Below are 25,605 nucleotides of genomic sequence, written 5' to 3' on the forward strand. Positions count from 1 at the left end.
GGGCTCCTTGGGGGAACGGATGGATGCCGCTGACCAGAGTAGCGGCGAGCTCAGAGGCCCTGCGCCAGCCGGTAGTACGCCTGGTTCCAGCGCAGCTCGCGCTGGAACCCGCGCACCGTGGTGTCCTCGTCGATGACGACCAGCTCGGTGGCGGCGATCTCGGCGAAGTCGCGGAACACCTCGATGCCCACCGCCGTCGTCATGACGGTGTGGTGAGCGGCACCGGCGGCGAGCCAGCACGCGGCGCTCGTGGCGAAGTCGGGCGCGGGCTTCCACACCGCACGGCCGACGGGCAGCTTCGGCAGGTCGGGCGCGTCGACGTTCTCGACCACGTTGGCGACCAGGCGGAAGCGGTCGCGCATGTCGCTCATCGCCACGACGAGCGCCGGACCGGGGTCGGCGGTGAAGACGAGGCGCACCGGGTCGTCCTTGCCGCCGATGCCGAGTTCGTGCACCTCGAGGCGTGGCTTCGCGGAGGTGAGCGACGGCGAGACCTCGAGCATGTGCGCGCCGAGGATCTTCTCGTCGCCCGCGACGAGGTCGTAGGTGTAGTCCTCCATGAGGCTCGCGCCGCCGGGCAGCCCCGAGCCCATGACGTTCGCGATGCGCACGAGGATCGCGGTCTTCCAGTCGCCCTCGGCGCCGAAGCCGTAGCCCTCGGCCATCAGTCGCTGCACGGCGAGGCCGGGCAGCTGCTTCAGCGCGCCGAGGTCCTCGAACGAGGTCGTGAAGGCGCCGAAGCCGCCCTCCTCCAGGAACGAGCGCAGACCCAGCTCGATCGCCGCGCCGTCGCGCAGCGACTGGTGGCGTTCGCCGCCGGGCAGCAGCTCGTCGGCCACGTCGTACTCCGCCAGGTACACCTCGACCAGGGCGTCGACGTCGGCATCGGACTGCGCTTCGACGGCCTCGACGAGCTCGTTCACGCCCCACGTGTTCACCTGCACGCCGAAGCGCAGCTCGGCCTCGGTCTTGTCGCCCTCGGTGACCGCGACGTACCGCATGTTGTCGCCGAAGCGGGCCAGCTTGAGGGAGCGGGATGCCGCCCACCCGGCCGCCGCACGCTGCCAGTCCTCGACCTGCTGACGCACCGCCGGGTTCGACACGTGGCCGACGACGGTCTTGCGGGCGACCCCGAGGCGGGTCTGGATGTACCCGAACTCGCGGTCGCCGTGCGCGGCCTGGTTGAGGTTCATGAAATCGAAATCGATGTCGGCCCACGGCAGCTCGACATTGGCCTGCGTGTGCAGGTGCAGCAGCGGCTTGCGCAGCGCGTCGAGACCGGCGATCCACATCTTGGCGGGGCTGAAGGTGTGCATCCACGCGATCACGCCGATCACCTCGTCGCGCGCGTTGACGTCGAGCGCGAGGCGGCGGATCGAGTCGGAGTCCTTCAGCACCGGCTTCCACACCACCTTGACCGGAAGCCCGTCGAGGCCGGCGGCGACCGCCTGGGACTGCTCGGCGACCTGACGCAGGGTCTCGTCGCCGTAGAGGGTCTGGCTGCCGGTGACGAACCAGATCTCGTACGCGTCGAGGCTGGTCGAGAGGGGGGTACGGGTCATAGTGGGGGTTCCTTCCGTGGGTTCCCGGTCGTTGAGCGAGCGAAGCGAGACGAAACGCGGTGAGCCGAGCTCTGGACGTTTCGACTTCGCTCCTTCGTCGCTCCGCTCAACGACCGGGGAGTGCGGTGACGGCGGCGGCTTCGACGGCGAGGCCGGCGCGATAGCGGTCGAGGTAGGCGGTGAAGCCGGCGACGTCCGCCGGCTCGGGGTCGGCGACGTCGATGGCGGCGCCGGCGAACACGGTGCGGTCGAGATACTCGGGGAGACCGGATGCCGGGCGCCCGGCATCCTGAATCGCCCTCGTGTAGGCGGCCAGCACGGCGATCCCCCATGCGCCGCCCTCGCTCGCGGTGTCGCCCACCGCGACGGGGGCGTCCAGCGCCGCGGCGAGGAACCGCTGGGCGACGCCGGCGGTGCGGAACAGGCCGCCGTGCGCGAACATGCGGTCCAGCCCCACGCCCTCGGCGTCGAGCACGCGCATGCCGAGGGCGAGCGTGCCGAACACGCCGTACAGCTGGGCGCGGGCGAAGTTGCCCAGCGTGAAGGCGCTATCGGGAGTCCGGACGAACAGCGGGCGCCCCTCGTCGAGACCGGCGATCGGCTCACCGGCGAGGTGGTTGTAGGCGAGCAGGCCGCCCGCGTCGGCGTCGCCCGAGAGCGCCTCGCGGAACAGCGCATCGAACACGGCGTCGCTGTCGACGGGCACACCCGCCGCGGCGGCGAAGCGCCCGAACAGGGCCGCCCAGGCGCCCAGCTCGCTCGCTCCGTTGTTGCAGTGGACCATCGCCACCGCGTCGCCCGACGGCGTCGTGACGAGGTCCAGCTCGTGGTGCACGCTCTGAAGCGGCCGCTCGAGCACGACCATCGCGAAGATGCTCGTGCCGGCGCTGACGTTGCCGGTGCGCGGTGCCACCGCGTTGGTGGCGACCATGCCGGTTCCGGCGTCGCCCTCGGGAGCGCAGAACGGGATGCCGGCGGCCACGGTCCCCGTCGGGTCGAGCAGCGCGGCGCCTTCGGCCGTCAGCTCCCCCGCAGCCTCGCCGGCGACGAGCACGCGCGGCAGCAGGTCGGCGAGAGCGGGGATGCGCCCGGCAGCGAGCGTGTCGTAGCGCGACACCAGTTCGGCGTCGTAGTCGCGGGTCGCGGAGTCGATCGGGAACATGCCCGACGCGTCTCCCACACCGAGCACCTTCTCGCCGGTGAGGCGCCAGTGCACGTAGCCGGCGAGCGTCGTAACGGACCGGACGTCGGGCACGTGCGCCTCGGCGTCGATCACCGCCTGATGCAGGTGCGCGATCGACCAGCGCAGCGGGATGTTGACGCCGAGCAGCTCGGTGAGCTCGGCGGCGGCCGGCCCGGTGTTGGTGTTGCGCCACGTGCGGAACGGCACGAGCAGCTCGCCGGCCTCGTCGAACGCCAGATAGCCGTGCATCATCGCCGAGACGCCGATGGCGCCGAACGTCGTGGGGCGCACGCCGTGACGACGCTCGGCGTCGGCGACGAGATCGGCGAACGCCGTCTGCAGCCCCGTCCACACGTCGTCGAGAGCATATGTCCAGAGCTTGTCGCGGTACTGGTTCTCCCACTCGTACCCGCCGACGGCGAGAACCGTCGACGGGTCGTCGGCGTCGACCAGGCACGCCTTGATGCGCGTGGAGCCGAACTCGATGCCGAGTGCGGTGCGGCCGTCGAGGATCGCCTGGCCGCTGGCATCCTGGGTCATCGCTCGCCCTCGCGACGCTCGTCGGACGACTGCCCGTAGATGTTCTGGTACCGGTTGTAGAGGCTGTCGATCGCCTCCTGCGAGATCGGGATCAGCGGGCCGGCCTCGCGCGCGTAGTGCACGGTGCGCGCGACGTCCTCGACCATGACGGCGGCCTTCACGGCGTCTTTGGCCGACACCCCGATCGTGAACGGGCCGTGGTTCTGCATGAGCACGGCGCGGCTGCGGTGGCCGGTCAGCGTCTGCACGATGCCGCGGCCGATCGAGTCGTCGCCGATGATCGCGAACGGGCCGATCGGGATGGGGCCGCCGAACTCGTCGGCCATCGCCGTGATCACGCACGGGATCTCTTCGCCACGTGCGGCCCACGCGACGGCGAAGGTCGAGTGCGTGTGCACCACTCCCCCGACCTCGGGCATGTTCCGGTACACGTAGGCGTGCGCGGCCGTGTCGCTCGAGGGGCTTCTCTCGCTGCCCTCGGAGCCGGGAACCACGTTGCCGTCGAGGTCGCACAGGATCATGTTCTCGGGCGCGAGGTCGTCGTAGCTCACGCCCGACGGCTTGATCACGAAGAGGTCGGCGCCGGGCACGCGCCCCGACACGTTGCCGCCGGTCCACACGATGAGGCCGTAGCGCACGAGCTCGCCGTGCAGCTTCGCGACGTCGGCGCGGACGGCGGCGATGGATGCCTCCACCTGTGCATCGGTCATGAACTCGTCCCTCTTCGGGCCAGTGCGCGTTGCAGCAGCACGAAGACGAGCAGCACGGCGCCGGTGATGATGGTCAGGTATTCGGGGTTGATCGTGCCGTCCTTCGTGATGATCAGGCGCAGAGCCGCGATCACGAAGACGCCGACGACGGATCCGAGGATGTAGCCGTATCCGCCGGTGAGCAGCGTGCCGCCGATCACCACGGCGGCGATCGCGTCGAGCTCCCAGCCGATGCCCGTCACGTTCTGCGCCTTGCCGCCGACTTCTGCGGTGTAGACGATCGCCGCCAGACCCGACAGGGCGCCCGAGACGATGTAGATCCACACGCGCGTCCGGCTGACGGGAAGGCCCATCAGCTGGGCGGAGGACTCGTTGCCGCCGATCGCGTACACGGTGCGGCCCATGCGGGTGCGGTGCATGAAGAACATGCCGCCGAGGACGACGATCACCGCGATGAGCAGGCCCGGCGTGACCGTGAAGTCGTTGACCTTCGGCCCGTCGATGATCTTCCAGTCCGTGGCCAGCAGCAGGATCGGCGAGCCGTCCGGTGCGATCACCGGGGTCGTCGACAGGATCGAGGCGAGCCCGCGGGCGAGGAACATCATGGCCAGCGTGGCGATGAACGGCTGCACGTTGAAGTACTGGATCATCACACCGGCGATGAGGCCGAACACCGCTCCGAAGACGATCATGAGCAGCATCGACAGCCAGCCGTTGACGCCGATGTTCATGAGCATCACACCGGCCACCGAGCTGAAGGCCACCACCGCTCCGACCGACAGGTCGATGCCGCCCGAGACGATGACGATGGTCATGCCGACCGCAAGGATGATCGTAGGCGCGAAGCTGACGAGCAGGCTCGACATCGTGCCGGCGTGGAACACGCGGCCGTAGGCGATCTCGGCGTAGATCAGCATGCCGAACAGCAGGACGAGCGCTGCGAGCGTGGGGATCAGCGACTGGCTGCGCTCCCACAGACCTGAGATGCGGCTCACCTGGTTCGGCTGCTTGCTCTCGGCCAGATCGGCGACGGGCGGAACGGACTCCGCGAGACTGCGCGCGTTCACGCGACGACCTCCTTCGTGGCGGGCGAGTCCTGACCGGCCGCGGCGGGCGAGGAGCCGCCCGGGCTGGGCGTGCCCAGGCTCGGCGTGCCCCCGGACTTCGATCGCCCGAGGGCGAACGAGCGCACCCGCTCCGACTGCACGAGCACCAGGACGATGATGACGAGAGCCTTGAACGCGGGGGTGGCCGCGGCGGGGATGCCGAGGAACAGCACCGTCTTGTTCAAGGTCGCGATGAGGAGGGCGCCGATCGTCGAGCCCAGAATGGAGAACTTGCCGCCGGCGAGCGAGGTGCCGCCGATGACCACCGCGAGGATGGCGTCCAGCTCCATCAGGTTGCCGGTTCCCGAGACGCTCACCGTCATCACCTCGGACACGCTGAACAGACCGCCGACCGCGGCGAGCGCCGCCGACAGGATATATACCCCCAGCAGGATCGGACGGGGACGGATGCCGGCCAGTCGGCTGGCCTTGGGGTTGATGCCGATCGACTCGATCATGAGACCCAGCGCGGTGCGGCGCATGAACAGGGCGACGATGACGACGATCGCGATGGCGATCACGAAGCTCGTCGGCAGGCCGAGGATCTGCCCGTTCGACAGCTGCCGGAACGGCTCGTTGGTCGCGTTGGTGTTCTGGCCGTCCGTGATGACGCGGGCGAGGCCGCGCGCCGCCATCATCATGATCAGGGTGCTGATGAACGGCTGCAGTCCGACGACGGCCACCAGAAAGCCGTTGACGGCGCCGAGAAGGATCGCCAGCGCCAGCGCCAGGCCGATCGCTGCCAGCATCGCGCCGACCGACGTGGGGTCGTCGAGCGTGGCGAGCGTCTGCATCGCGACCGCGCCGCCGACGGCCATCATCGAGCCGACGGACAGGTCGATGCCCTCCGTCGCGATGACGAACGTCATGCCGAGCGCGATCATGATGATCGGCGCCGACACGCGAAGGATGTCGAGCAGGTTGCCGGTGAGCAGGCCCGTGGTGGGGTTCACGCTGAGCGCGAGGTAGGCGGGGTTCTTGATCGAGTTGATCAACAGCAGCACCGCGATGCCCACGATCGCCCAGAACCATGGGGTTCTGAGTGCGGTCTTGACACGACTCATGACGCGTCCCCTTCCTTTGCTTCCGTTGCGGTGGGGCCTTCGCCCTCGGCGACGTCCTCGGCGAGCGCGTCGGCGTGGGCTTCGGCCTCGGATCCTGATTCGGTGGCGATGACGGCCACGATGCTCTCGGCCGTCACTTCGGGGCCGTTGATCACTTCGCCGACCTTCTGGTGGTCCTTGAGGATGACGATGCGCTCCGAGAGGCGCACGACCTCTTCGAGTTCGGACGAGATGAACACGACACCCATGCCGCCTTCGGCGAGCTCGGCGACGGTCTCTTGGATGTCTGCCTTCGCCCCGACGTCGATGCCGCGGGTGGGCTCGTCCAGGAGCAGCAGGTCAGGATTGGTGGCGAGCCACCGACCCAGCAGCACCTTCTGCTGGTTGCCGCCGGAGAGCAGGCGGATCGGACGGTTCGGGTCGTTGGGGCGTACGCTGAAGCGCTCCATATAGGTGTTGACGAGCTGGTCGACCTCACGGCCGGGCACGCGCCGGAACCAGCCGCGCCGTGCCTGGACGGCGAGCATGATGTTCTCGCGGATGCTGAGGTCGCCGACGATGCCGTCGTCGCGTCGACTCTCGGTCGAGTAGGCGATGCCGTGCGAGAGCCCCGCGACGGGCGAGTTCAGTGAGACCTTGTTCCCGTTGATGCGGACCGTGCCTGAGTCGGCTTTGTCTGCGCCGGCGATGAGCCGCGCGAGCTCGGTGCGGCCGGCGCCCAGCAGCCCGGCGAAGCCGACGACCTCGCCGGCGTGGATCTCGACAGCGGTAGGCTCGATCGCCCCCTTGCGTCCGAGTTCCTCGGCGGCGAAGAGCGGTGTGCGGGTGCGATCACGCAGCTCGGTCTGCCGGTTGGAGCCGAGTGCGCGGAGCGACTCGAAGTCCTTGCCGATCATCTTGGAGATCAGTTGGGTGCGATCGAGGTCGCGCGTGAGGTACTCGCCGACGAACCCCCCGTTGCGCAGCACCGTAATGCGGTCGCTGATCGCGTAGACCTGGTCGAGGAAGTGTGAGACGAAGAGAATCGCGACGCCCTGGTCGCGCAGTCGCCGGATGACGCCGAAGAGCACCTCGACCTCGTTCGCGTCGAGGCTCGAGGTCGGCTCGTCGAGGATGAGCACCTTCGAGTCGGTGACCATGGCGCGGCTGATCGCGACGAGCTGCTGCATCGCGATCGAGATGGACGACAGCGGAGCACGCGGGTCGAGGTCGCCCAGGCCCATGCGCGCGAGCGCCTCGCGAGCCTTCGCGTGGGTCTTGCGCCAGTTGACGCCGCCGAGGCCGCGCACCTCGTGGCCCAGCATGACGTTCTCGCCGATGCTGAGGTTCGTGCACAGGTTGACCTCCTGATACACGGTGGAGATGCGTGCCGCCTGCGCAGAGGCGGTGCCGGTGAAGCGGCGCACCTCGCCGTTGACCACGATCTCGCCGGAATCGAGCTGATAGACCCCGGTCAGTGCCTTGATGAGGGTGGATTTTCCGGCGCCGTTCTCGCCCATGAGCGTGTGGACCTCACCGGGGAGCAGCCGGAAGCTGACCTCATCGAGGGCTTTCACGCCGGGAAACGAGATGGACGCGCCTCGGACCTCGACGATCGGGAGCGGTTCAATCATCGCTGGGTGACTCCTTAGTGCAGCAATGCAGACATACGGACGGAGACGAACACGAGCGGGGGCTGCCGCGTACGGCTTGCCCCCGCTCGCACTTCTCTTCTCTAGCCGACGGAATGTCGGATCAGAAGCCCTTGCCCGCGTCGATCGCGGCCTGGCCGGCCTCCGGCGAGTCGAAGGTCTCACCCGGGACGACGATGGTCTTCTCGACCGTCTCGCCCGCGAGCGTGTCGTTGACAGCGTCCACGGCGAGGTCGCCGAAGAACGGGTTGTACTGGGCGACGAAGCTCAGGTCGCCGGCGGCGAGCGCCTCGAGGGCCGGAGTGGTGCCGTCGATCGTGGCGATCTTGACGTCGGTGCCCGGGACCAGGCCGGCGGCGGTCACCGCAGCAGCGGCGCCGATGCCCATCTCGTCGTTCTGAGCGAAGATGAACTGCAGGTCGGGGTTCTCCTTCAGGACGGTCTCGATGACCGACTTGCCCTCGTCAGCCGTCCAGTTCGCCGTCTGAGCGCCGATCTTGTTCCAGCCGTCGTGGCCTTCGATCGCGGCGTCGAAGCCCTCGTTGCGCTCGTTGACGACCGACAGGCCGGGCACACCCTCGAGCGTGTAGTAGTTGGCGCCCTCGGGGAAGGTCTCGACGGCCCAGTCGCCGACGGAGCCCGCGACCTTCACGTTGTCGGGGGCGATGCGGGTGACATAGAGGTCGTCGCTCGAGTCGACGCCGCGGTCGAGCAGGATGACGGGGATCTCTGCCTCTTCAGCCAGCTTGAGCGAGTCGTCCCAACCCGATGCCTCGGTGGCGGTGAGCAGGATCACATCGACCTCGTCGTTGACGAACGTCGCGAAGGCGTCGAGCTGCGACTTCTGGTCGGTCGGGCTCGCGGCGGGAGCGTACTTCAGGTCGAAGCCGGCGTCCTCCGAGAACGCGTCCTTGATCGCCTGCTCGTTGGCGTTGCGCCAGCCGCCCTCGGGTCCGACGGCCACGAAGCCGACGGTCGTGAGCTCGCTGTCGCTGCCGCCGTCGCTGCCGCTGTCGGCGTTGTCGGCTGCGCCCGAGCAGCCCGCGAGGCTGAGCGCGAGCACGCCCGCGCCCACGAAGCCCAGCATCCCCAGCATGCGCTTCTTGTGTGCCATGTTCTCCTCCTTGAGAGACCGATCGGCGCCCTTCGCCGGCCGGAGAGTTGTGTGTCCCGCGGGACACTCTCGGTATGTGCGGTACCCATTGTGCGCGCTAACATCTCCTAATGCAAGCGCGAGACGGGTATCTGTTACGTTTCCGTTACCGCGAACATCGCGGAGTGCGTTCCGCTGCTCGGTCGAGGCGTCCGTTCTGTCCGGCGTGTCTCAGATCCGTGCGCGCGCCGTTGACGACCGCACCACCAGCTGCGGCTCGATCATGTGGTGCTGAATGCCCTCTTCGCCTTCGATCGCGGCGATGATCTGGTCGAGCGCGAGCTCGCCGAGCGAGGCGAAGTCCTGCCGGACCGTGGTGAGCGGCGGAAGGAAGTGTCGCGCATCGGGCAGGTCGTCGAAGCCCACGACGCTGACGTCCTGCGGCACGCGCAGACCCCGTTCCGACAGCCCGTGCACGAGCCCCAAGGCCATCTGGTCATTCGCGGCGAAGATCGCGGTGACGTCGCCGGGGGTGAAGCCGCGGCCGAACTCGTAGCCGCAGTCCGAGGTCCAGTCGCCGGCGATCACCGGCCCGATCGGCAGGCCGGCCAGAGCGAGAGCGTCGCGCCAGCCGCCGTCGCGTTCTCGGGCGTCATACCAATCCAGCGGGCCGGCAAGGTGCAGGATCGAGCGGTGGCCGCGCTCGATGAGATGGTTGACTGCGAGCGTCGCGCCCGCGCGCTGGTCGACGGCCACCGTGTGCCAGGCTGCGTCTTGTTCGGCCTTGACCACGATCGTGGGCAGACCGGTCGTCTGCTTGCGCAGCAGGTCCAGCGATGAGGCGCGGGGGGCGATCACGCAGAGCGCGTCCACGCCGTGCGTGACGAGCTCCACCACACCGACATCGATCTGGGAGTCCTCTTCGTCCGAGATCGAGAACGCGCTGATCGCGTATCCCACATTGCGCGCGGCTGACTCGAGAGCGCGGAGTGTGCTGTTCGGCCCATACTGCACGGGACTGTCGACCAGCACCCCGATTCGCATCGCACGGCGCGTCGCCAGGGCACGAGCGATCGAGCTGCGGGTGTAGTTCATCTCTTCGATGGCCTGCAGCACACGCTCGCGAGTCGACGCCCGGATGTTCGGGTGCCCGTTGAGCACCCGCGAGACGGTCATGTGCGACACGCCGGCACGCTTCGCGACATCGTAGATACTCGGTCGCTGCCACCCCGGTCGCGTGGTGTTCTCCGCCATCGACCTACATCCATTCGTCTTTCACGTCTTGCCGCCCGAAGGGGCATCCAGCCGAGTCACTCAGCGAGGCGAGGCGAGCTGACCGGCCGGAGTCCTCGGCTCCTTCGAGCCGCCGTCCGCCTTCGGACCCTTCGCGCCCTGTCCGCATACTAAGGGGTTCACTCCCCCCAGCCAGGGGTCCACGCCGCACAGCGGAATGCGCGGGCCCTTGCACCCGGGCTTGTCCGGCCGCCCGGGCCGCGGCTTCACACCTGACTCCGGGACCTCGCGCCCTCGGCATCGATCGTCCAGTGGCGTGATGGTGACAGAGATGCTCACGGTGCCGTCCGACTGCGCGCCCGGATCCGGTTCGGCGGCGCGCGAAGCACCCGGCGTCAGCAGTGCCGACGTCAGCACCAGCGCGAGGACGGGCGCCAGCAGCCGCACTCCCGGAGTCACGGAAGCCTCGACTCCGCGACCTCGCGGCGGCCGGCCTCGCGCGCCTCTTCGAGCAGGGCGTCCAAACGGCCGCGGGAACGACCTCGGCGCCACACGAGCGCTGCCGCCAGCATCCCGACTCCCAAGACCACGAGCAGCTGCGGCCAGGGCATCGCCCACGCGGTCGCATCGGCTCGCATCGCGGCAAGGGTCGGAGCCTCACCGCTGACGACGATGACCTCCGGCTCGAGGTCGATCGCGACGGGAACGACGAACTGCGGCCAGACACCGTCGATCTCGACGGTGAAGTGCCGCGCGTCGCCCGAGAGCAGCTCCTGTGGCTCATCCTGCGGAGGGAAGTCGACCTGGCGTCCATCCGCCGTCACGACGCCGGCGATGCGCAGTCGGGTGTTCCCCGTGTTCACGACGTCGAATTCGACGCGAAGCCGTCCCGGCGCGACGGGATTCCAGGCCGTCAGATAGGCGGTCTCGATCTTGTCGACGACAGCGCTCGGCGAGAGCTCACCGGTCACCCTCGTCATCACCCTGAAGCCGACGCGACTCTCGACGCCGACGGTGGCCCCCGCGTCGTCGGCGCCTGTCGAAGAGATCGACGCGGCGACACCGGCGGCGTGGTCGCCGGGCTCGGCGTCATCGGGAACGCGGATCATGAGAGCGACCACGGCCGTCTCGCCGGCAGCAACCGTGACCGACTCGGGCAATTGGATCCACCTGCCGGCCGCAGTGGACTCCTGGCCTGCGGGGAGGATGTTGAAGCGACCGTTCTCGTTGAAGTATCCATCCGCGGCGGTGAGCCGGAACGTCACGTCATGATCGCTGAAGTTTCGCACGGCGAGATGCTCCTGCGCACTCTCGCCAGGGTCGAGGGTCTGCTCGATCCAGGGCCGCCCGTCGGGCCCGTTCTCGTCGGCGGGCTGCACCGACCAGGTCACCGAGCCGTCGTCGGCGGCTGCCGCCGCGCCCGCCGACAACTGCAGCGGGAGCACGACACCGGCGATCGCCGCGATCGCCGCTGTCAGCGCGGAGGCCCGAAGCACGGATGCCCGAAGGGCGGATGATGCACGATGGATCACGGCGGATGTCCTCGGTGAAATGTCGACGGGGCCGTGGGTCACCCCCACGGCCCCGTCCGCACAGACTATTCGAACAGCGAGAGGGTCAGCACGGAGGTGTACGCACCGGGTGCCGTGTCGACCGGGACCTTGAGGAACAGGTCCGCGTCAGCCGCCCACGAGTCGGACACGGCCTGTGCCGAGCCCGAGCCGTTCAGCGTCATCGCGAGAAGCTCGGGACCCGCGACGCCTTCGAGACCCACGTTGTTCGGGCCGTCATCGAGGACCGTGTCCACGGTGTCACCCGCCAGGACTTCATAGGTCTCACCGGGATCGACGACGCGGGGCACCCAGCCGAGATACCCGGCGGAGATGTCGGGCTGGCCGCCGCCGTCGGTCGAGACGAACGCGCTGGCCTGGCCGAGCACTGCCCACGCCGCACCCTCAGGGATCGAGGTGCGCGTGTCGGACACGGTCACCGACGGAAGGGTGCCCGTGAACTTCCGCTCGGTCGGATCGTCGGAATCGACCTCGGCGAGCGTGGTCGCGTCATCGGCCACGGTCATCGCCAGCGTGCCCGGTCCGGTCAGCTCCTCGATCACGACATTCACGTCGACGTCGTCGGTCTGCTGCTCTTCATCGGCGAAGGCCGCGCCCGCGACCCCCGCCAGGAGGATGCCCCCGAGCGTCGCCACCGCGACGCGGGAAGTGACCGCCTTCCTCATCTTCATCGCTTTCTCCATTTCTCCGGCCGGCCTCCATGCCTCCGGATATGCGTTCGGCTGATCTCATGTTAGCGAGAACAGTTACCGAGAACAAGACTTCTCGGCGCTCTATGGACACCATCCGGGGGGACGCGCGTTCGTCCCCCCGGATGGTGGTCTCGCGTGGCTAGCCGCAGGTGGCCGCCGGGTACTCCACCGAGACGGGGCTGCCCGTCGCGGGCGTCACCGTGACCTGTCCGGCGGGGATGCCGGCGGCCCGGGTGGTGAACGCCTGAGCCACCGACTTGCCCGCCGCGACCACGACGTTCTGCTTCGATCCGTAGGGCGTGGTCACCGCGACCGAGACGGCCTCGTCCGTCGGGTTCGCGATGGTGGCGACCAGCACGACCTTTCCGGCGACGCACCGTGTCGATGTGGTGACCTGCACCGCAGGCGTGGCGGCACCCTGGACGAACGACCAGTTGTCGACCTGAACCAGACGCTGGCCCTCGGGCCCGTGGAACACGAAGAACACATCGTGCACTCCGCTCGCACCGGTCACCTCGGCGGACACCTCGCCCCATTCGCCGACCGCGGTGTCCACCGGGATCGTGGCCACCGCGGGGCCGGTCTCGGAGTCCAGCCGGACTTCGATCGAGCCACCTTCGACCAGCGGCTTGACCCGGGCCGTCACCGTGGCAGCGCCGTCCGCGAAGTCGGCCTGCGAGATGCCGGTGAAGTCGCCGTCGTCGATGTTGGTGAGGACCGTGTTCCCGCCGCCGTTGTGCTCGGGGAACTCGACCGCGGGCGCATCGACGCCCTCAGTGCGAACACCGAGCTGCCAGGCGAGCGTCTCAGCCTCGAACGTCCGGTATGGATCGAAGTTCTGGATCTGGTCGACCCCGGCGTTCGTGCCCACGACCTCCTTGATGGTGCCGTCCTCGTTGAACTCGAGCTCGTCGAGGTGCACGCTGCGGTAGTTCACGACGCGTCCGCCGTTGAGCTCGCGACCCCACTCCAGACCGGCGACCTGGGTGTGGTACGCGAAGTACGTCTTGCCCTTGTACTCGAACATGTCGGAGTGGTTGTTGCCACCCGACCCCGGGAACCACTTGCCGTGGGACGCGAACGCCGTGCCGGCGAACTTGTCGCGCGTCAGGTTCATCGGGTCGTCGGTCACCATATACGCGATCTCACCCTGCCCGGGATACAGCTGGCCCGGGAGCTTGAAGCCGGCGTATGTGGGGTTGTTCACCGCGAAGTTCGACGAGTAGGAGTAGTAGTACTTGCCGTCGTGCTTGAACATCGACGACGCCTCGAACATGCCCGGCCCGTCGATGACGGTGATGCCCGACCCGGTCGGGTCCGCCAGCTTGGTCGGGTCGTTCTCGTCGAGCTTGACCACGCGCGTCGACTTGGGGTGAGCCGGGTCTCTGGGGCCGAAATCCCAGTTGCCGCCGAAGTAGAGGTACGGCTGCTCATCATCGTCGATGAAGATCTCCGGGTCGAACAGCCACATCCCCGACGGGAACTGGACCGGGTTGCCCTGCGAGATCAGCATCTTGCCGTTCGGATCCGTCCAGCCGCTCACCGGCGAGTCGCCGACGATCACACCGGTGCCGGCACCGCCGTTGCAGAAATAGAGGTAGACCTCTTCGTGACCGTCGCCGTCGAAGTCCGCCGAGACGGCCGCCGGGGCCCACGAGTTGCCCGCCCACTTCGCGACGCCGTCCAGCCCCGCGACGGGAACCTCACCGTGGTCGACCCAGTTCACCATGTCGTCGGTCGAGATGACGTTCAGGTGGGTGATGCGGTCGTACCCGCCGTCCTGGACAGGCAGACCGTTCGCCTGCTTCGTCGCCGTACGGTACTGCTGGTCGTCGCTCGTGGAGTAGATGTACAGGCGGCCGTTGAACACCACGTGGTGCGGGTCGGCGCCGAACTTGTGACCCATCAGCGGGTTGTGGTCGCCCACGGGCTTGGTCTGGATCTGTTCGACCGCCAGTTCGCCGTCGGGGGCAGGCTCTTCGAGGTCGCCCGGGTTCAGCATCTCGAGACTCACATCGTCGATGAGGAACGGCACCGTCGACGACCACGGCGTCTCGAACTGGAAGTAGCTGAACACCGCGGACACGCTGTCTGCCGTGTAGTACGAAGACTGCTCCGGAATGAAGTCGAGGGTGTAGGTCTGCCAGCCGCCCTGCGGCAGGGACTTGATGGCGTTCGCCGCAGCCACGCACGCGCCCGAAGCGGGGCAGAACGCGAACCCGAACGGCTCGGTCGCCGCACCGTCGGTGTGCTTCACCTTGGCGGTGACGCGGTACTCGGCATCGTGGTCCAGCGGCTCAGTCAGGCTGCCGCGCAGGCCGTTCCAGAAATTGGCGCGACCTGACAGCGAGCCACTGGCTGCGCCGGATGCCGCATCGGTGCTCAGCGTGAATGTCGCGCCGCTGGTGGACCAGCCGGTGGTGCCCGACTCGAATCCGGGGTTCGCGACGATGTTGGTGCCCGCCGCCGCCGACGGCAGCCCCGGAAGTGCGACGAGCGCCGATACCGTCAGCGCCGCAGCGCCCACCGCCGCCAGGATGCGACTTCGGGGCCTTCTGCGTGCACGAGCCACTTGTGATGACATCTTCATCTCCTTCGTTCATCGGTTGTCCACTGCTTCGCCGGTCGCAGACACGCCGCGACCGGCGGGGCGCCGACGACGTCGGCGCCCCGCCAGGTCACCCGCAGGTGCGGGCCGCGTACTCGGCCGCGGCGACGGTCGTCACCGTTGCGCCGTCGACCTGGGCCGTCGCGGTCGCCGAGGCGGAACCGTCCGGCACGCTCGCCGCGCGCGTCGTGAACACCTGCGTCACGCTCTTGCCCGGTGCCACCGCGGCGAACGACTTCGTGCCGTACGCGGTGCCGAGCTCGATCGCGACGGGGATGTCCTCGCCGTTCGTCGCCTGAACCGTCACGAACACCTTGCCTGCGACGCAACGTGTGTCTGCGGTGGCGGCGACATCGAGAGCCGACGCCGCCTCGACGAGCGTGTCGAGGCGGGCGAGCCGGTAGCTGAGGGTCCGTTCGGGCGCGTCGATCTGGTTCTGCGTGCCGGGGTCCGCGGCCTTCACGGACTGCGCGTCCCGCAGGGCGTCCTGCATCTCGTCCCACGCGTCGGCCGGGTAGTCGCCGGCGTGGAGCGTCCCCGCATAGGCGATCGCCGCGTCGAGCGCGTCCTCATCGAGCGGCAGGTTCTGTGCGGTCAGGGTGTCGCTCAGCAGATAGTCGTCGAAGTCGACGTGCCCGCCTGCCTCTTGGGTCGCGTACGCGAACAGCCCGATCCGGTGCCCCATGAAGTGGGTCAGCCCGCCGTCCAGTCGGAGCGGACCGACTTGGTTGCCGAGCCGCGTCCACGTCTTGCCGTCGAGGCTGTAGTAGAACGTGGTGTACAGCTCCCCCGACGTGCGTGCGAAGTCGAGATCCGCCTTGAGATGGACGACGGTGGAGGCGCCGAGTGACGCCGTCGCGCCGGGAAGGAAGCCCTCGATCGCGGCCTGATCGATCGAGTTCGCGAACGGCTGCCCGCGATACACGACGCCGACCGTGTTCTGCCCGTCGACACGTTTCACGGCGACATACGAGAAGTCCCGGTTGTAGGCGGCGAGGCCTGCGACGTCGCCGTCGTTCATGCCCGAGACGTCCAGCGTCGTCTCGACCGACTGCCGTGGCCCGAATGTCCGCTGCGAAAGGGTGTTGCGAGCCTCCTCGAGATAGGTCATCTCACCGCCGTTGCGGTGCACGTAGGTCCCCGTGACGCTCTTTCCCGTGGTCAGCCGGAGCCAGCCGTCACGATCGGTCAGAGACCAGTACCGGTTGTCCGGGGCGTGGTTCCACTCCCACGCCAGATCGAGGTTGGAGCCGTTCGGGGCGATCTCGTCGGAATGCGGCAGCTCGGTCGTCATCGGGCGACCCCGGAGCGACGCGTCATCGACTGTGAAGTCCATCAGATGAGTGTTCGGGTCGGTTGACGGAGAGCTCGTCCACGGCGTCTCGATGAACAACCGGACATCTGACAGCGCCTGCGCGGCGGGTACGGTGAACGTCCCCGACACCTTGCCCCACGTGCCCCTCGGAATGGACGTCGCCGACGTCAGATTGGTGAAGGTCGTGCCGGCGCCGCCGTACCGCGCGGTGATGTAGAACTGCTTGGTCGCGGGACTCGCCGGGTTGTCGTACTTGACCCATGCCGACACGTCGTACGTCACGCCGTGCTGCAGCTTGCCGGTGACGTTCTGCGCCGGCCCCGACCCCGTGGTGACGCGCCCGGTCACCGCAAGGGCGCCGGCGCCGCTGCGAGCATCGGCGGTGGCCGAGAGGACAGCGGTGTCGTTGACGATCCAGCCGTCCGTGCCGCCGGACTCGAGCCCGGGATTGCTGAACAGCTCGACGCCGAGCAGGCTCTCGTCGATGTCGGGCCCCGAGGGGATCGTCCACTGCTCGTCCTGGAAGGCGCGATGAGGGGCGTCGTTGTCGAAGTCGTCGGATGCGACGATGCTCTTCTGCTGCTCGAAGCGCTCCTGTGCCGGAGTGAGCGTGATCGGCTTGTCGAACGTTCCGTTCACCGGCACTGCCCCGGCATTGCCGAACACGGGCCACCCGGCGCTCCACGCGGCAGGGATCAGCGCGGGGCTGCGGCCGATCGGAAAGTTGTCGCGGAAGAAGAACCCGTACCAGTCGTCTGCGCCATCGCCGTTCGCGATCGGGACGAGGCTGCCCTGAGCGAACCCGTTCGAGTTGAGCACGCCCTTCGACTCGTACGGAGCCGGAGTCGGCGCCAGCTTTCCCAGCAGCTGCGTCGAACGGAACATCGCGACCTGACGACCACTGCTCGGCCACGTGATCATGACAACGTAGTAATAGCCGTCGATGTAGAACGCCTGCGCCCCCTCGAAGAGGCCGCTGGTGCCGACGTAGGGCTGGCTGGCATAGTCGGCGCGCGGGATGAAGTTCGGAAAGTCCTGCTCGATGGCGGTCAGGTCGGCATTGAGACGTACGGCGCTCACACCCCCGTAGATGATGTACGGAGTTCCGCCGTCGGCGTCGTCGAAGAACAGCGAGGGGTCGTGCAGACTCCGCCCGAGCGCCGTGCGGCTCCATGAGCCGTTCTCGATGTCATCAGTGCGGTAGATGAAGGCGCCGCCGAGATTGAGCGAATTGATCAGGACGTAATACGTGCCGTCGTGGTAGCGCAGCGACGAAGCCCACTGCCCCTGGCCGTACGAGCTCGCCCCGTTGCGCAGCGACGCCGCGTCGCTGATGTTCAGCCGATCGAACACGTAATTGACGATCTGCCAGTTCACCAGGTCGTACGACTTCATGATCGGGGAACCCGGGCTCAGCTGCATCGTGGTGCTGATCATGTAATAGATGTCGCGGCCCTCGTCGTTCTGCGACGCGGGAACGCGCTCCACGCTCACGTCGGGCACGTCGGCGTTCAGCATCGGCACGGAGTAGGTGCCGTCGCCACGATCAGTCGATGTGTAGGACACGCCCGGGTCCCATCCCTCCGCAGCGGTCGCCTGCTGCCCGGCCCACAGCCCCGCGCCGGCGACCGCAACCGCCGTCGCCAGGGCGATCGATCGCCGCAGGTGCCCGGGCCGTCGTCCTTGTCTCGCCGCCATCGAGTCGTCGTGGCTCATCGTTCTCCTTTTCGCAATGCGGTGATCAGTTGCAGGATGCGGATCCGTAAGACGCCTCGACGCGCGTCGAGACCGGCTGCCCGTCGACGGCGGCCGCGGCATCCACGGATACCTCTCCCGGCTCGAGCTGCGCGAGACGGGTCGAGAACGAGTACGACGCGCTCTTGCCGCCGCCGAGCGCCTCGACGTGCTTCGCGCCGTACGGGGTCTGCACATCGAGCGCGACCGCGCTCTGCTCGGCGTTGCGCACCTGGACGACGAGCGTGACCTTGCCGGCGACGCACCGCGTCGTCACCGACGCCGTGACCTTCAGGGGTGCCGTGTGCTGCTCCTGGATGAGGACGGTGTAGCTCGTCGAGGTCGTGTGGTCCTGCGCGAACGACGTGATCGTCAGCGCCGTCGGAGACCCGGGCGTCACGGCAACCCGGCGCGGCTGCGTGTCGTCGATGAGGATGTCACCGACTTTCACCAGGCCGCTTTCGAACTGCGGATCGGCGTCGAAGTCGACCTCGGTCACGCCCGCCGGCACCGACAGGACGTACGACGTGGTGGCCGGCGCGAACGGCGTGTCGAGCGTTCCCACGTCGAACGTGAGCGCCTTCAGCGCGGGATTCGAGTCGTAGACCAGCGGCCGCGTCGTCGCGATCCCGAAGACCCCGCCGGCGAACCCTCCGGTCGACTGGAACCTGACCGTCACGACGGGGATCGGATTCCCCTCCGCGTCGAGTACGAGGTTGCCCAGCGCGTCGACCTTGTGACGTACGCCGGGGCCGTCGATGTACGTCCTCGAAATCTCGTCGACGACGTCATAGAAGACGTTCGTGCCCGCGGAATTCGTGATCGTCTGCGTCTTCAGCTTCACGTCGTCGAGGTACACATCGAAGCTGCGCCCGGAATCCCCGGAGTAATACGTGACCGCGAGCAGATTCTTCTCGGCTGCGGGATCCACCTCGAGGTCCCAGCTGAACCATCCGCCCGAGTTCGCGTCGCGATATTGACGCCCGTTGAACGTTCCGACGGTCGAGTTCGCCGACGCCTTCTTGTTCTTCTCCGCCTCGAAGTTGTTGTTGTCGAAATTGGTGAGCGAGTCGATGTACAACTCGGTCGTGCGCTGCGCCAGCTTGGAGTCCAAGATCCGCTGCTGCGCCGCCTGCGAGTCGGGCGACTCGATGGTGACGTACATCGCATACCGCTCCTGGCTGCGCAGGTAATGCGGGGTGAAGCGCGTGCCATCGGCGTTGCTCGTGCCTCGCACCTCGAACTGCACCTCACCGTCGGCGGAATCCTCGATGCGCACCAGGTTCTCCGACAGGGATGCCAGCCACGTGGCCGATGTACCCTGCGCGACGACCAGCGACGAGAGCGCGTCGGGGTCGAGCTTGGGCACGCGCACGCCGATGCCGACCGGGGTGTACGCACCGAGGTCTTTCGTGCCCGCTCCGGCACTGAGCACCGTCGGGCCGTACCTGAAGGCGACGAAGTCAGGATTGTCGGGCGCCGCGATCGCGACGAGCTTCATCGGCATCCGGTAGGTCACGACGTCGCCCGCGTCCAGACCGCGTAGCACGACATAGCCTTCGTCGATCGTCGGCTGGACCGCCTCAGCGTTGACGGCCACCGTGGGCTCTCCGTCGATCCAGTCCGGGACCCGCAGCCGCAACTCGGCGTCTTCTGCCACAGCCCCGCCGTCGGCCGCGCCGATCTCGAATGTCACCGTGTCACTCGTGGGGAGATCGGCCGTCTGCGTGACGCGCATGTTGGCGCCGGCGTATGAGAACGCCGAGCTGAAGAACATGTTCACCCAGACCGACGAGCGCCCCGTGAAGTAGATGGAGTCGCCCAGCTTGGAGAAGTTCTCCATGCCCGAGCCGGTGCAGCACCAGAAGTCGGTGAACGGCATCGAATAGAGCTTGTTGTACCCAGGCGCCATCGCCTGGAAGTACGTCGTCATCCCGGTGTCGGGATTCTGCGACGACAGGATGTCGTTGATGTACGCCGTCTCGTAGAAGTCGGCATACCGCACATCCTGCGTGAGCTTGAAGAGCTCACGCGAGAGCTTCAGCATGTTGTAGACGTTGCAGGTCTCAGCCGTCTGCGGGTTGCCCGTCTCGCCCATCTCGGCGGCGTACCGGTACAGCTCATCGGCACCGTGGAAGTGCTCGGCCTGGCTGTTCGCGCCCGTGACGTATGTGTGATGCTCTGCGACGATCTGCCAGAAGTTCTGCGCCGCGGTCAGATACATCCCGAGGTCCTGCTTCTCAGCGGGCGTGAGCATCGCCAGGTATTCCGGGTTCTGCGTGAACACCGTGTACCGCTTGAGAGCGCCGATGACCTTGGGGATCATCGTGTTGGCGTGCTTGCCGTTGAGCACGTCCTGCCCCGCCGCGAGGCTCCGGAACAGGCTCGTCTCGTCGAATGCCTCGGCCGCCGTCTTGATGTGCGGATTGCCGGTGAGGCGGAACAGCTCGTACAGCGCCTCGTTGGTGCCGCCGTACTCGGTGCGCAGCATCTGCGACTTGTCGGCGAGCGTGGACATGCGCCCGTAGAGGTACTCGCCCCAGCCTTCGGCGACGGCCAGCGCCCGATCGCCGAGCGCGGCGGGCGCGTAGCGCTTGATGTCGAGAAGCCCCGCCAGCACCTTGTGCATGTTGTAGTAGGGGACGATCACGGGGTCATCCGAGGCGCCACGCCCTTCGACCTGGTTGAACGCAGTCGGCCGGAACGGAGCGATGTAGCCCTGCTGCGCGGACCCCGCGTAGGAGTTCTGGACCTCTTCGAGCCCGCTCACGGCGTTGGTCAGCTGGGTGGCCAACGCCGCCTTGGTGGCCGTGTCGTCGCTCGCCGCGTACGACATCGCGAGGGCCGACATGTAATGACCGAAGGCGTGACCGCGGAAATTGGCCGAGGCGTTGCCGTTCTCCCAGCCTCCGTAGCCGCTTGCCGTCCGAGGCGTCAGACCCGCCGTCCGGGAGAACCAGTAGAGGAACGTGTCATAGCTGAGCGACAGCAGGTACTCCTGCTCCTTCTCCATGCCGTTCTTGAGGTAGTCGTCCGACAGCAGCACGTCCAGACCGGAGTCCTGCAGGCTCTCGGTCGGCGCCTGGACGGTCACCTCGAAGGTCCGCGTCGACGCCGGTCCCCCGGCGTAACGGACCGACGCCGTCAGGGTGACCACCGCGTCCTCCGCTCCGGCGTCCGGGAGGTGCACCGTGCCGTCGTCCTCGATGACCGCCGGGTCGGATGACGCCCACGAGATGGCCGACCCGCTGGAGCCGGTGGTCGGCAGCGACAGATCGACGAGCGTGGACGACGGCACCACCAGAGCCGCAGCGTCCTGAGCAGCGATGGCGGCCTTGTCGATGACCCCGCCTCCTTCTTCGTACAGGGCGGCCACATCGGCCACCGTCGTGACACCGGCATAGAGGCGGTACTGGTCGAGAGCCGCCTTCAGGAATGCGCCGTTGTAGTTCGGCCCGTTGTAGCCGATGGTCTTCGGCACATCGGCGTCGGGTGCGATGATGCCCGTCGCGTCGCCGGCGATCGCCGAAGCGACGGTCGAGGGCACGCGCACGCCGTTGCGGTAGAAGACGACGTTCTTGGACGGCCCGTCATACGTCACGACGATGTGCGTCCACGCGCCCGCGGGGAAGAACGCGTTGCGATCGCTCTGCTGCACCCGCACCTTGTAGGGCTGACCGGATGCCGGGCCGATCGAGATCACGAGAGGGCTGCTGCTGCTCTCGGACGAGACATAGAAGCCGTCGCTGTTGAACGCCTTCTTGTTCCACGTGATGATCTCTTCGCCAGACATCGGCGCAGCGGGCTTCAGCCAGAACGACAATGAGAGGCTCGTGGGCAGCAGGTCGGTGCTGGTGCCCAGGTCGAGGTACGAGGAGCTGAGCGCGATCGCACTGGAACCCGGTGCGACGCCTGGGACGTACGTCGCTGTCGGCGCGGCGCCACCGGGCTTCATGAGCTGGACGGGGTGGGCCGACGGGCCGGTGTCGGTCACCGTGTTCTCGAACGTCAGTTCCAGAACGGGCGGGCCGACCGTCAGCTCATCCGCGGCGTGCGCCGGCGTGGTACCGGCGGCGAGGATGAGCGCGATCGCCGAAACGACTGCAGCGGGCGCCCAGCGGCGTGATCGGTGGTGCGTCATCACAGGTTCCTCGCATCGTCGCGCGTGAATGTTACCGAGAACACGCTGATGTTAGCGATAACGGGTCCGGCAGGTCAAGTGTGGGATTCCAAAGCGCTGGCAGGCTGGTGGCATGCGCATCGCCCTCACCGGCTCGTCCGGAAAGCTCGGCACCGTCGTCGCCCGCGAACTGCGCGCGGCCGGCCACGACGTCATCGGCCTCGACATGGTCGGGGCCCGCGGTCCCGGCTTCGTGCAGGTAGACCTCACCGACTACGGCCAGGTCGTCGACGCCCTCACCGCCGTCAACGACCGCCACAACGGGTTCGACGCGGTCGTGCATCTCGGCGCGATCCCGGCCCCCGGCATCCGCTCCGACGTCGCGACATTCCACAACAACATGAACGCGACGTTCAACGTGTTCTGGGCCGCCGTGCGGCTGGGGATCCGCAAGATCGTGTACGCGTCGAGCGAGACCGTGTTGGGCCTGCCGTTCGACGTGCCTCCGCCGTACATCCCCGTCGACGAGGAGTACCCGCCCCGGCCCGAGTCGGTGTACTCGCTCGTGAAGACCCTCGAAGAGCGCATGGCCGTCGAGCTCGTGCGCTGGCACCCCGACCTGTCGATCACGGGACTGCGGTTCTCGAACGTCATGGTCCCAGAGGACTACGCGGCGTTCCCGTCGTACGACGACGACGCGACCACGCGCAAGTGGAACCTGTGGGGCTACATCGACGCACGCGACGGCGCTCAGGCCGTCGAACGCGCGCTGCAGGTCGCGCCGCCCGGTTTCGAGACGTACATCATCGCCGCCGCCGACACCGTGATGTCGCGCCCGAACGCCGAGCTCGTGGCCGAGGTGTTCCCCGGCGTCGAGACCCGGGAACTCGGGGAGCACGACACGCTCCTGTCGATCGACAAGGCCCGCCGCCTGCTGGGGTACCACCCGCAGCACTCGTGGCGGGACCACGTCTCCGGATCATGAGCGAAGACCCGCGCCTCGCCGCCGCCCGGTATCGCGCCGCCCACGAGGGCGACGGCAGCGGTGACGCGGATGCCGGCGAGTCGCGGTCGCAGGCCGCACAGGCCTACTCGGCACTCGATCGCGCCGCGGTCGTCGAGACCGCGATCCAGCAGGCGATCCGCCGGGGCGAGTTCGACGACCTGCCAGGGGCAGGCAAGCCCATCCCCGGGCTCGGAGAGACGCACGACCCGGACTGGTGGATACGCCGCAAGATCGAGACCGAGAACCTCACCGGCCTCGGCCCGCCCGCACTCATGCTGCGCGTCGAGGCGGAGCAGCTCGACGCACGCCTGGACGAGTTCACGCGGGAATCCGAGGTGCGCATCGAGCTGGAGGACTTCAACCGCCGCGTCATCGAGGCCCGGCGTCAGCTGCTCGGCGGCCCACCGGTCGTCACGCCGACGCGCGACATCGAAGCCGACGTCGCCGCATGGAGTCTCCGTCGCGCAGCTCTCGCCGCCGCCGAGACGGAGGCGAGGGATGCCGCACCGCCGACGCGCCGGCCGTGGTGGCGACGGCGGGCATAGGCCGCCGGCATCCACCCTCTCGATCAGGGGTTCGGGTTCGTCGCCTTGCCGTCGAGCCACAGGACGTTGGTCACGTCGGAGTGCGTGCCGTCGGTGCCGACGTGCTTCTCGCTGATCTGCGGGCCCTTGGTGATGACGTGCACGAGCGCCATCGCGTGACCGCGGCCGAGGCCGTAGTCCGCGGCGAGCCACTCGATGATGGGGGTGGCCTTGGTCTTCTCGTCGAAGCCCTTGGCGTGCGCCTCGTCGACGAGCTGGCGCGGTGTGCGTCCGGTCTTCGTCTCGATGTTGTCGAGGTATGCCTGGAACGACATGGGTCTCTCCTGTGCTCAGTCTTCGGTGGGAAGGTCGCCGGGGATGTCGAGGATACCGGGGGCGTCCTGCCACTCCTGGATGATGCGGTCGGACGCGTGGATGCACAGCACGCGCAGACGCCCGGTGCCGCTGTTCTTGAAACCGTGCCACACGTCTGCGGGGCCGGTGGCGGTGTCGCCGGCGACCGCGTGCAGCACGACGTCGCCGATCGTGATGCGCGCCTCGCCTTCGAGCACCACCCAGGTCTCGGCGTACGGGTGGCGGTGCAGGTCCGGACCTTGTCCGGGCTCGTTGTCGACGAAGAAGTACGACACGGCGGCGTCGTGCTCGGCACCGATGAAGCGGCGGGTGCGGCCGGTGCCGATGCCGAGCCCGGCCGCAGGGACGATGGTGGGAGTCGCGGTGTTCATGACTTCAGCCTCGTCGTGCGGCATCCCCCGCCCTATAGTTTCGATGTGGATCGAAAGTTCGTCGATTTCCAGCTCGCGCCCGACGATCTCACCGCGATCCGGTTCGGGATCTCGCCGGGCCACGAACTGTGTCATGCGGTGCGCGCCCTGCTGCGCCCCGACGAGTACCCGCTGCAGTGGGGGTGGATGAGGGCGTACCGCGACCGCATCCCGCGCGAGGACTTCGAGGTGCTCGCGCTGCTGATCCGCGAGGAGGGGTACTTCCCCGACTTCCTCACCACCACACCGACCTGGGAGCTCACCCCCGAGGCCGAGGCGGAGCGCCTGCGCGACATCGACGACGAGCGCTTCGAGGTCGACATGACGAAGGTGCTGGTGCGGTCGGCGGGCGCCCGTCGCGTCGCCGTCCAGCACATGCTCGATCAGCCCGACCGAGCCCGCGCGATGATCGCCGGCGCATGGCTGTCGGTCTGGAGCACCGCGGTCGCCCCGGTGTGGGCGCCGCTGGAGCGACTGCTGCGCGCCGACATCGCCGTGCGCACGCGACGCATCGCCGAGAGCGGCATCGGCGACATGATCCAGACGCTGCACGACCGCGTGCAGTGGTCGGACGGCGCTGTGCGCGTCACGATGCGCATCTGGAGCGAGGTGGTCGACTGTCGCGGCAGCGGTCTCGTGCTCGTGCCGTCGGTCATGGGGACGACGGGATGCTTCGTGCTCACCGAGCCGCCGGCCCAGCCCACCCTCTTCTACCCCGCCCACGGCGTCACCGCGACCTGGGCGCGCGACGCGGCCGACGCGGCCGCGGCCCTCGGCGCCCTGCTCGGCCCGGCGCGGGCCCGCATCCTGCGGGACGCGCACGAGCCGCGCACGACGTCGCAGGTGGCGAGCGACACCGGCCTCGCGATCTCGACCGCCTCGCACCATCTCGCGGTGCTGCGCGACGCCGGGCTCGTGGCCAGCACCCGTGACGGCGCGCGCGTGCTGCACCGCCGCAGTCCACTGGGCGAGGCGATGGTCGGCGCCGTGCTCTGACGCCCAGCACGAGAGCGGATGCCGCCGCCCGGCCGCCGTCCAGGCTCCGCCGGTAGACTGGCACTGCCATCCACGATGTGCATCACCTGCCCGCGCCGTCTGCGCGGGGCAAGGCGGCACGATCAGCCGCCC

The 25,605-nt window shown here is 68.2% G+C and carries 18 protein-coding genes; 3 read left to right on the plus strand and 15 right to left on the minus strand.

Annotated features, from left to right (window positions below; all coding sequences use genetic code 11):
• Positions 1 to 50: 50 nt before the first annotated feature.
• From araA to IF188_RS01960, 13 genes are all read right to left on the minus strand, one after another.
• On the minus strand, positions 51 to 1,562 hold the full coding sequence (gene araA / locus IF188_RS01900; protein WP_191170076.1) for an L-arabinose isomerase: 1,512 nt from the start codon (positions 1,560 to 1,562) through the stop codon (positions 51 to 53).
• 106 nt (positions 1,563 to 1,668) lie between these two features.
• A complete protein-coding gene (locus IF188_RS01905) occupies positions 1,669 to 3,285 on the minus strand; it encodes a xylulokinase (RefSeq protein ID WP_191170077.1) in 1,617 nt (538 codons plus the stop codon).
• Positions 3,282 to 3,995, minus strand: a complete 714-nt coding sequence (locus tag IF188_RS01910) for an L-ribulose-5-phosphate 4-epimerase (RefSeq protein ID WP_191170078.1) — start codon at positions 3,993 to 3,995, stop codon at positions 3,282 to 3,284. The genes IF188_RS01905 and IF188_RS01910 overlap by 4 nt, the downstream gene beginning before the upstream one ends.
• Complete coding sequence (locus IF188_RS01915) at positions 3,992 to 5,062, minus strand: ABC transporter permease (protein ID WP_318152714.1); 1,071 nt, start codon at positions 5,060 to 5,062, stop codon at positions 3,992 to 3,994. Before IF188_RS01915 ends, IF188_RS01910 begins: the two co-directional genes overlap by 4 nt.
• The gene (locus IF188_RS01920; RefSeq protein WP_191170079.1) at positions 5,059 to 6,165 is read right to left on the minus strand and encodes an ABC transporter permease; all 1,107 of its coding nucleotides are present in this window, start codon (positions 6,163 to 6,165) and stop codon (positions 5,059 to 5,061) included. Before IF188_RS01920 ends, IF188_RS01915 begins: the two co-directional genes overlap by 4 nt.
• The gene (locus tag IF188_RS01925) at positions 6,162 to 7,778 is read right to left on the minus strand and encodes a sugar ABC transporter ATP-binding protein (protein WP_191170080.1); all 1,617 of its coding nucleotides are present in this window, start codon (positions 7,776 to 7,778) and stop codon (positions 6,162 to 6,164) included. The genes IF188_RS01920 and IF188_RS01925 overlap by 4 nt, the downstream gene beginning before the upstream one ends.
• A gap of 121 nt (positions 7,779 to 7,899) precedes the next feature.
• Entirely contained in the window at positions 7,900 to 8,910 is a 1,011-nt protein-coding gene (locus tag IF188_RS01930; RefSeq protein ID WP_191170081.1) for a substrate-binding domain-containing protein, read from the minus strand.
• A 210-nt stretch (positions 8,911 to 9,120) separates the two neighbouring features.
• Entirely contained in the window at positions 9,121 to 10,143 is a 1,023-nt protein-coding gene (locus tag IF188_RS01935) for a LacI family DNA-binding transcriptional regulator (protein ID WP_191170082.1), read from the minus strand.
• 434 nt (positions 10,144 to 10,577) lie between these two features.
• Positions 10,578 to 11,654 carry a WxL protein peptidoglycan domain-containing protein gene (locus tag IF188_RS01940; RefSeq protein WP_318152715.1) on the minus strand — a complete coding sequence of 359 codons (1,077 nt, stop codon included), beginning with the start codon at positions 11,652 to 11,654 and terminating at the stop codon, positions 10,578 to 10,580.
• Positions 11,655 to 11,719: 65 nt separating this feature from the next.
• Positions 11,720 to 12,364, minus strand: coding sequence for a hypothetical protein (locus IF188_RS01945; RefSeq protein WP_224751277.1), 645 nt, complete (start codon positions 12,362 to 12,364; stop codon positions 11,720 to 11,722).
• Positions 12,365 to 12,524: 160 nt separating this feature from the next.
• Positions 12,525 to 14,912, minus strand: a complete 2,388-nt coding sequence (locus IF188_RS01950; RefSeq protein ID WP_191170083.1) for a carbohydrate-binding protein — start codon at positions 14,910 to 14,912, stop codon at positions 12,525 to 12,527.
• A 151-nt stretch (positions 14,913 to 15,063) separates the two neighbouring features.
• Positions 15,064 to 18,024, minus strand: a complete 2,961-nt coding sequence (locus tag IF188_RS01955; RefSeq protein ID WP_224751279.1) for a beta-xylosidase family glycoside hydrolase — start codon at positions 18,022 to 18,024, stop codon at positions 15,064 to 15,066.
• 25 nt (positions 18,025 to 18,049) lie between these two features.
• Entirely contained in the window at positions 18,050 to 22,183 is a 4,134-nt protein-coding gene (locus tag IF188_RS01960) for a beta-L-arabinofuranosidase domain-containing protein (protein WP_191170084.1), read from the minus strand.
• 112 nt (positions 22,184 to 22,295) lie between these two features.
• Between IF188_RS01960 and IF188_RS01965 the strand changes: the two genes are divergently transcribed.
• On the plus strand, positions 22,296 to 23,147 hold the full coding sequence (locus tag IF188_RS01965; RefSeq protein WP_191170085.1) for an NAD-dependent epimerase/dehydratase family protein: 852 nt from the start codon (positions 22,296 to 22,298) through the stop codon (positions 23,145 to 23,147).
• The gene (locus IF188_RS01970; protein ID WP_191170086.1) at positions 23,144 to 23,713 is read left to right on the plus strand and encodes a DnaJ family domain-containing protein; all 570 of its coding nucleotides are present in this window, start codon (positions 23,144 to 23,146) and stop codon (positions 23,711 to 23,713) included. The genes IF188_RS01965 and IF188_RS01970 overlap by 4 nt, the downstream gene beginning before the upstream one ends.
• Positions 23,714 to 23,736: 23 nt before the next feature.
• On the opposite strand, the gene IF188_RS01975 is transcribed toward IF188_RS01970, so the two are convergent.
• Both IF188_RS01975 and IF188_RS01980 read right to left on the minus strand, forming a co-directional pair.
• Positions 23,737 to 24,027: a DUF4287 domain-containing protein gene (locus IF188_RS01975; RefSeq protein ID WP_191170087.1), complete on the minus strand. Its 291-nt coding sequence runs from the start codon at positions 24,025 to 24,027 to the stop codon at positions 23,737 to 23,739.
• Positions 24,028 to 24,042: 15 nt separating this feature from the next.
• Positions 24,043 to 24,438 (minus strand): cupin domain-containing protein, encoded by a 396-nt coding sequence (locus IF188_RS01980; RefSeq protein ID WP_191170088.1) that lies wholly within the window; start codon positions 24,436 to 24,438, stop codon positions 24,043 to 24,045.
• 45 nt (positions 24,439 to 24,483) lie between these two features.
• Between IF188_RS01980 and IF188_RS01985 the strand changes: the two genes are divergently transcribed.
• On the plus strand, positions 24,484 to 25,473 hold the full coding sequence (locus IF188_RS01985; protein WP_191170089.1) for an ArsR/SmtB family transcription factor: 990 nt from the start codon (positions 24,484 to 24,486) through the stop codon (positions 25,471 to 25,473).
• Positions 25,474 to 25,605: the final 132 nt, after the last annotated feature.

This window comes from Microbacterium helvum (assembly GCF_014779795.1).
Classification (GTDB): domain Bacteria; phylum Actinomycetota; class Actinomycetes; order Actinomycetales; family Microbacteriaceae; genus Microbacterium; species Microbacterium helvum.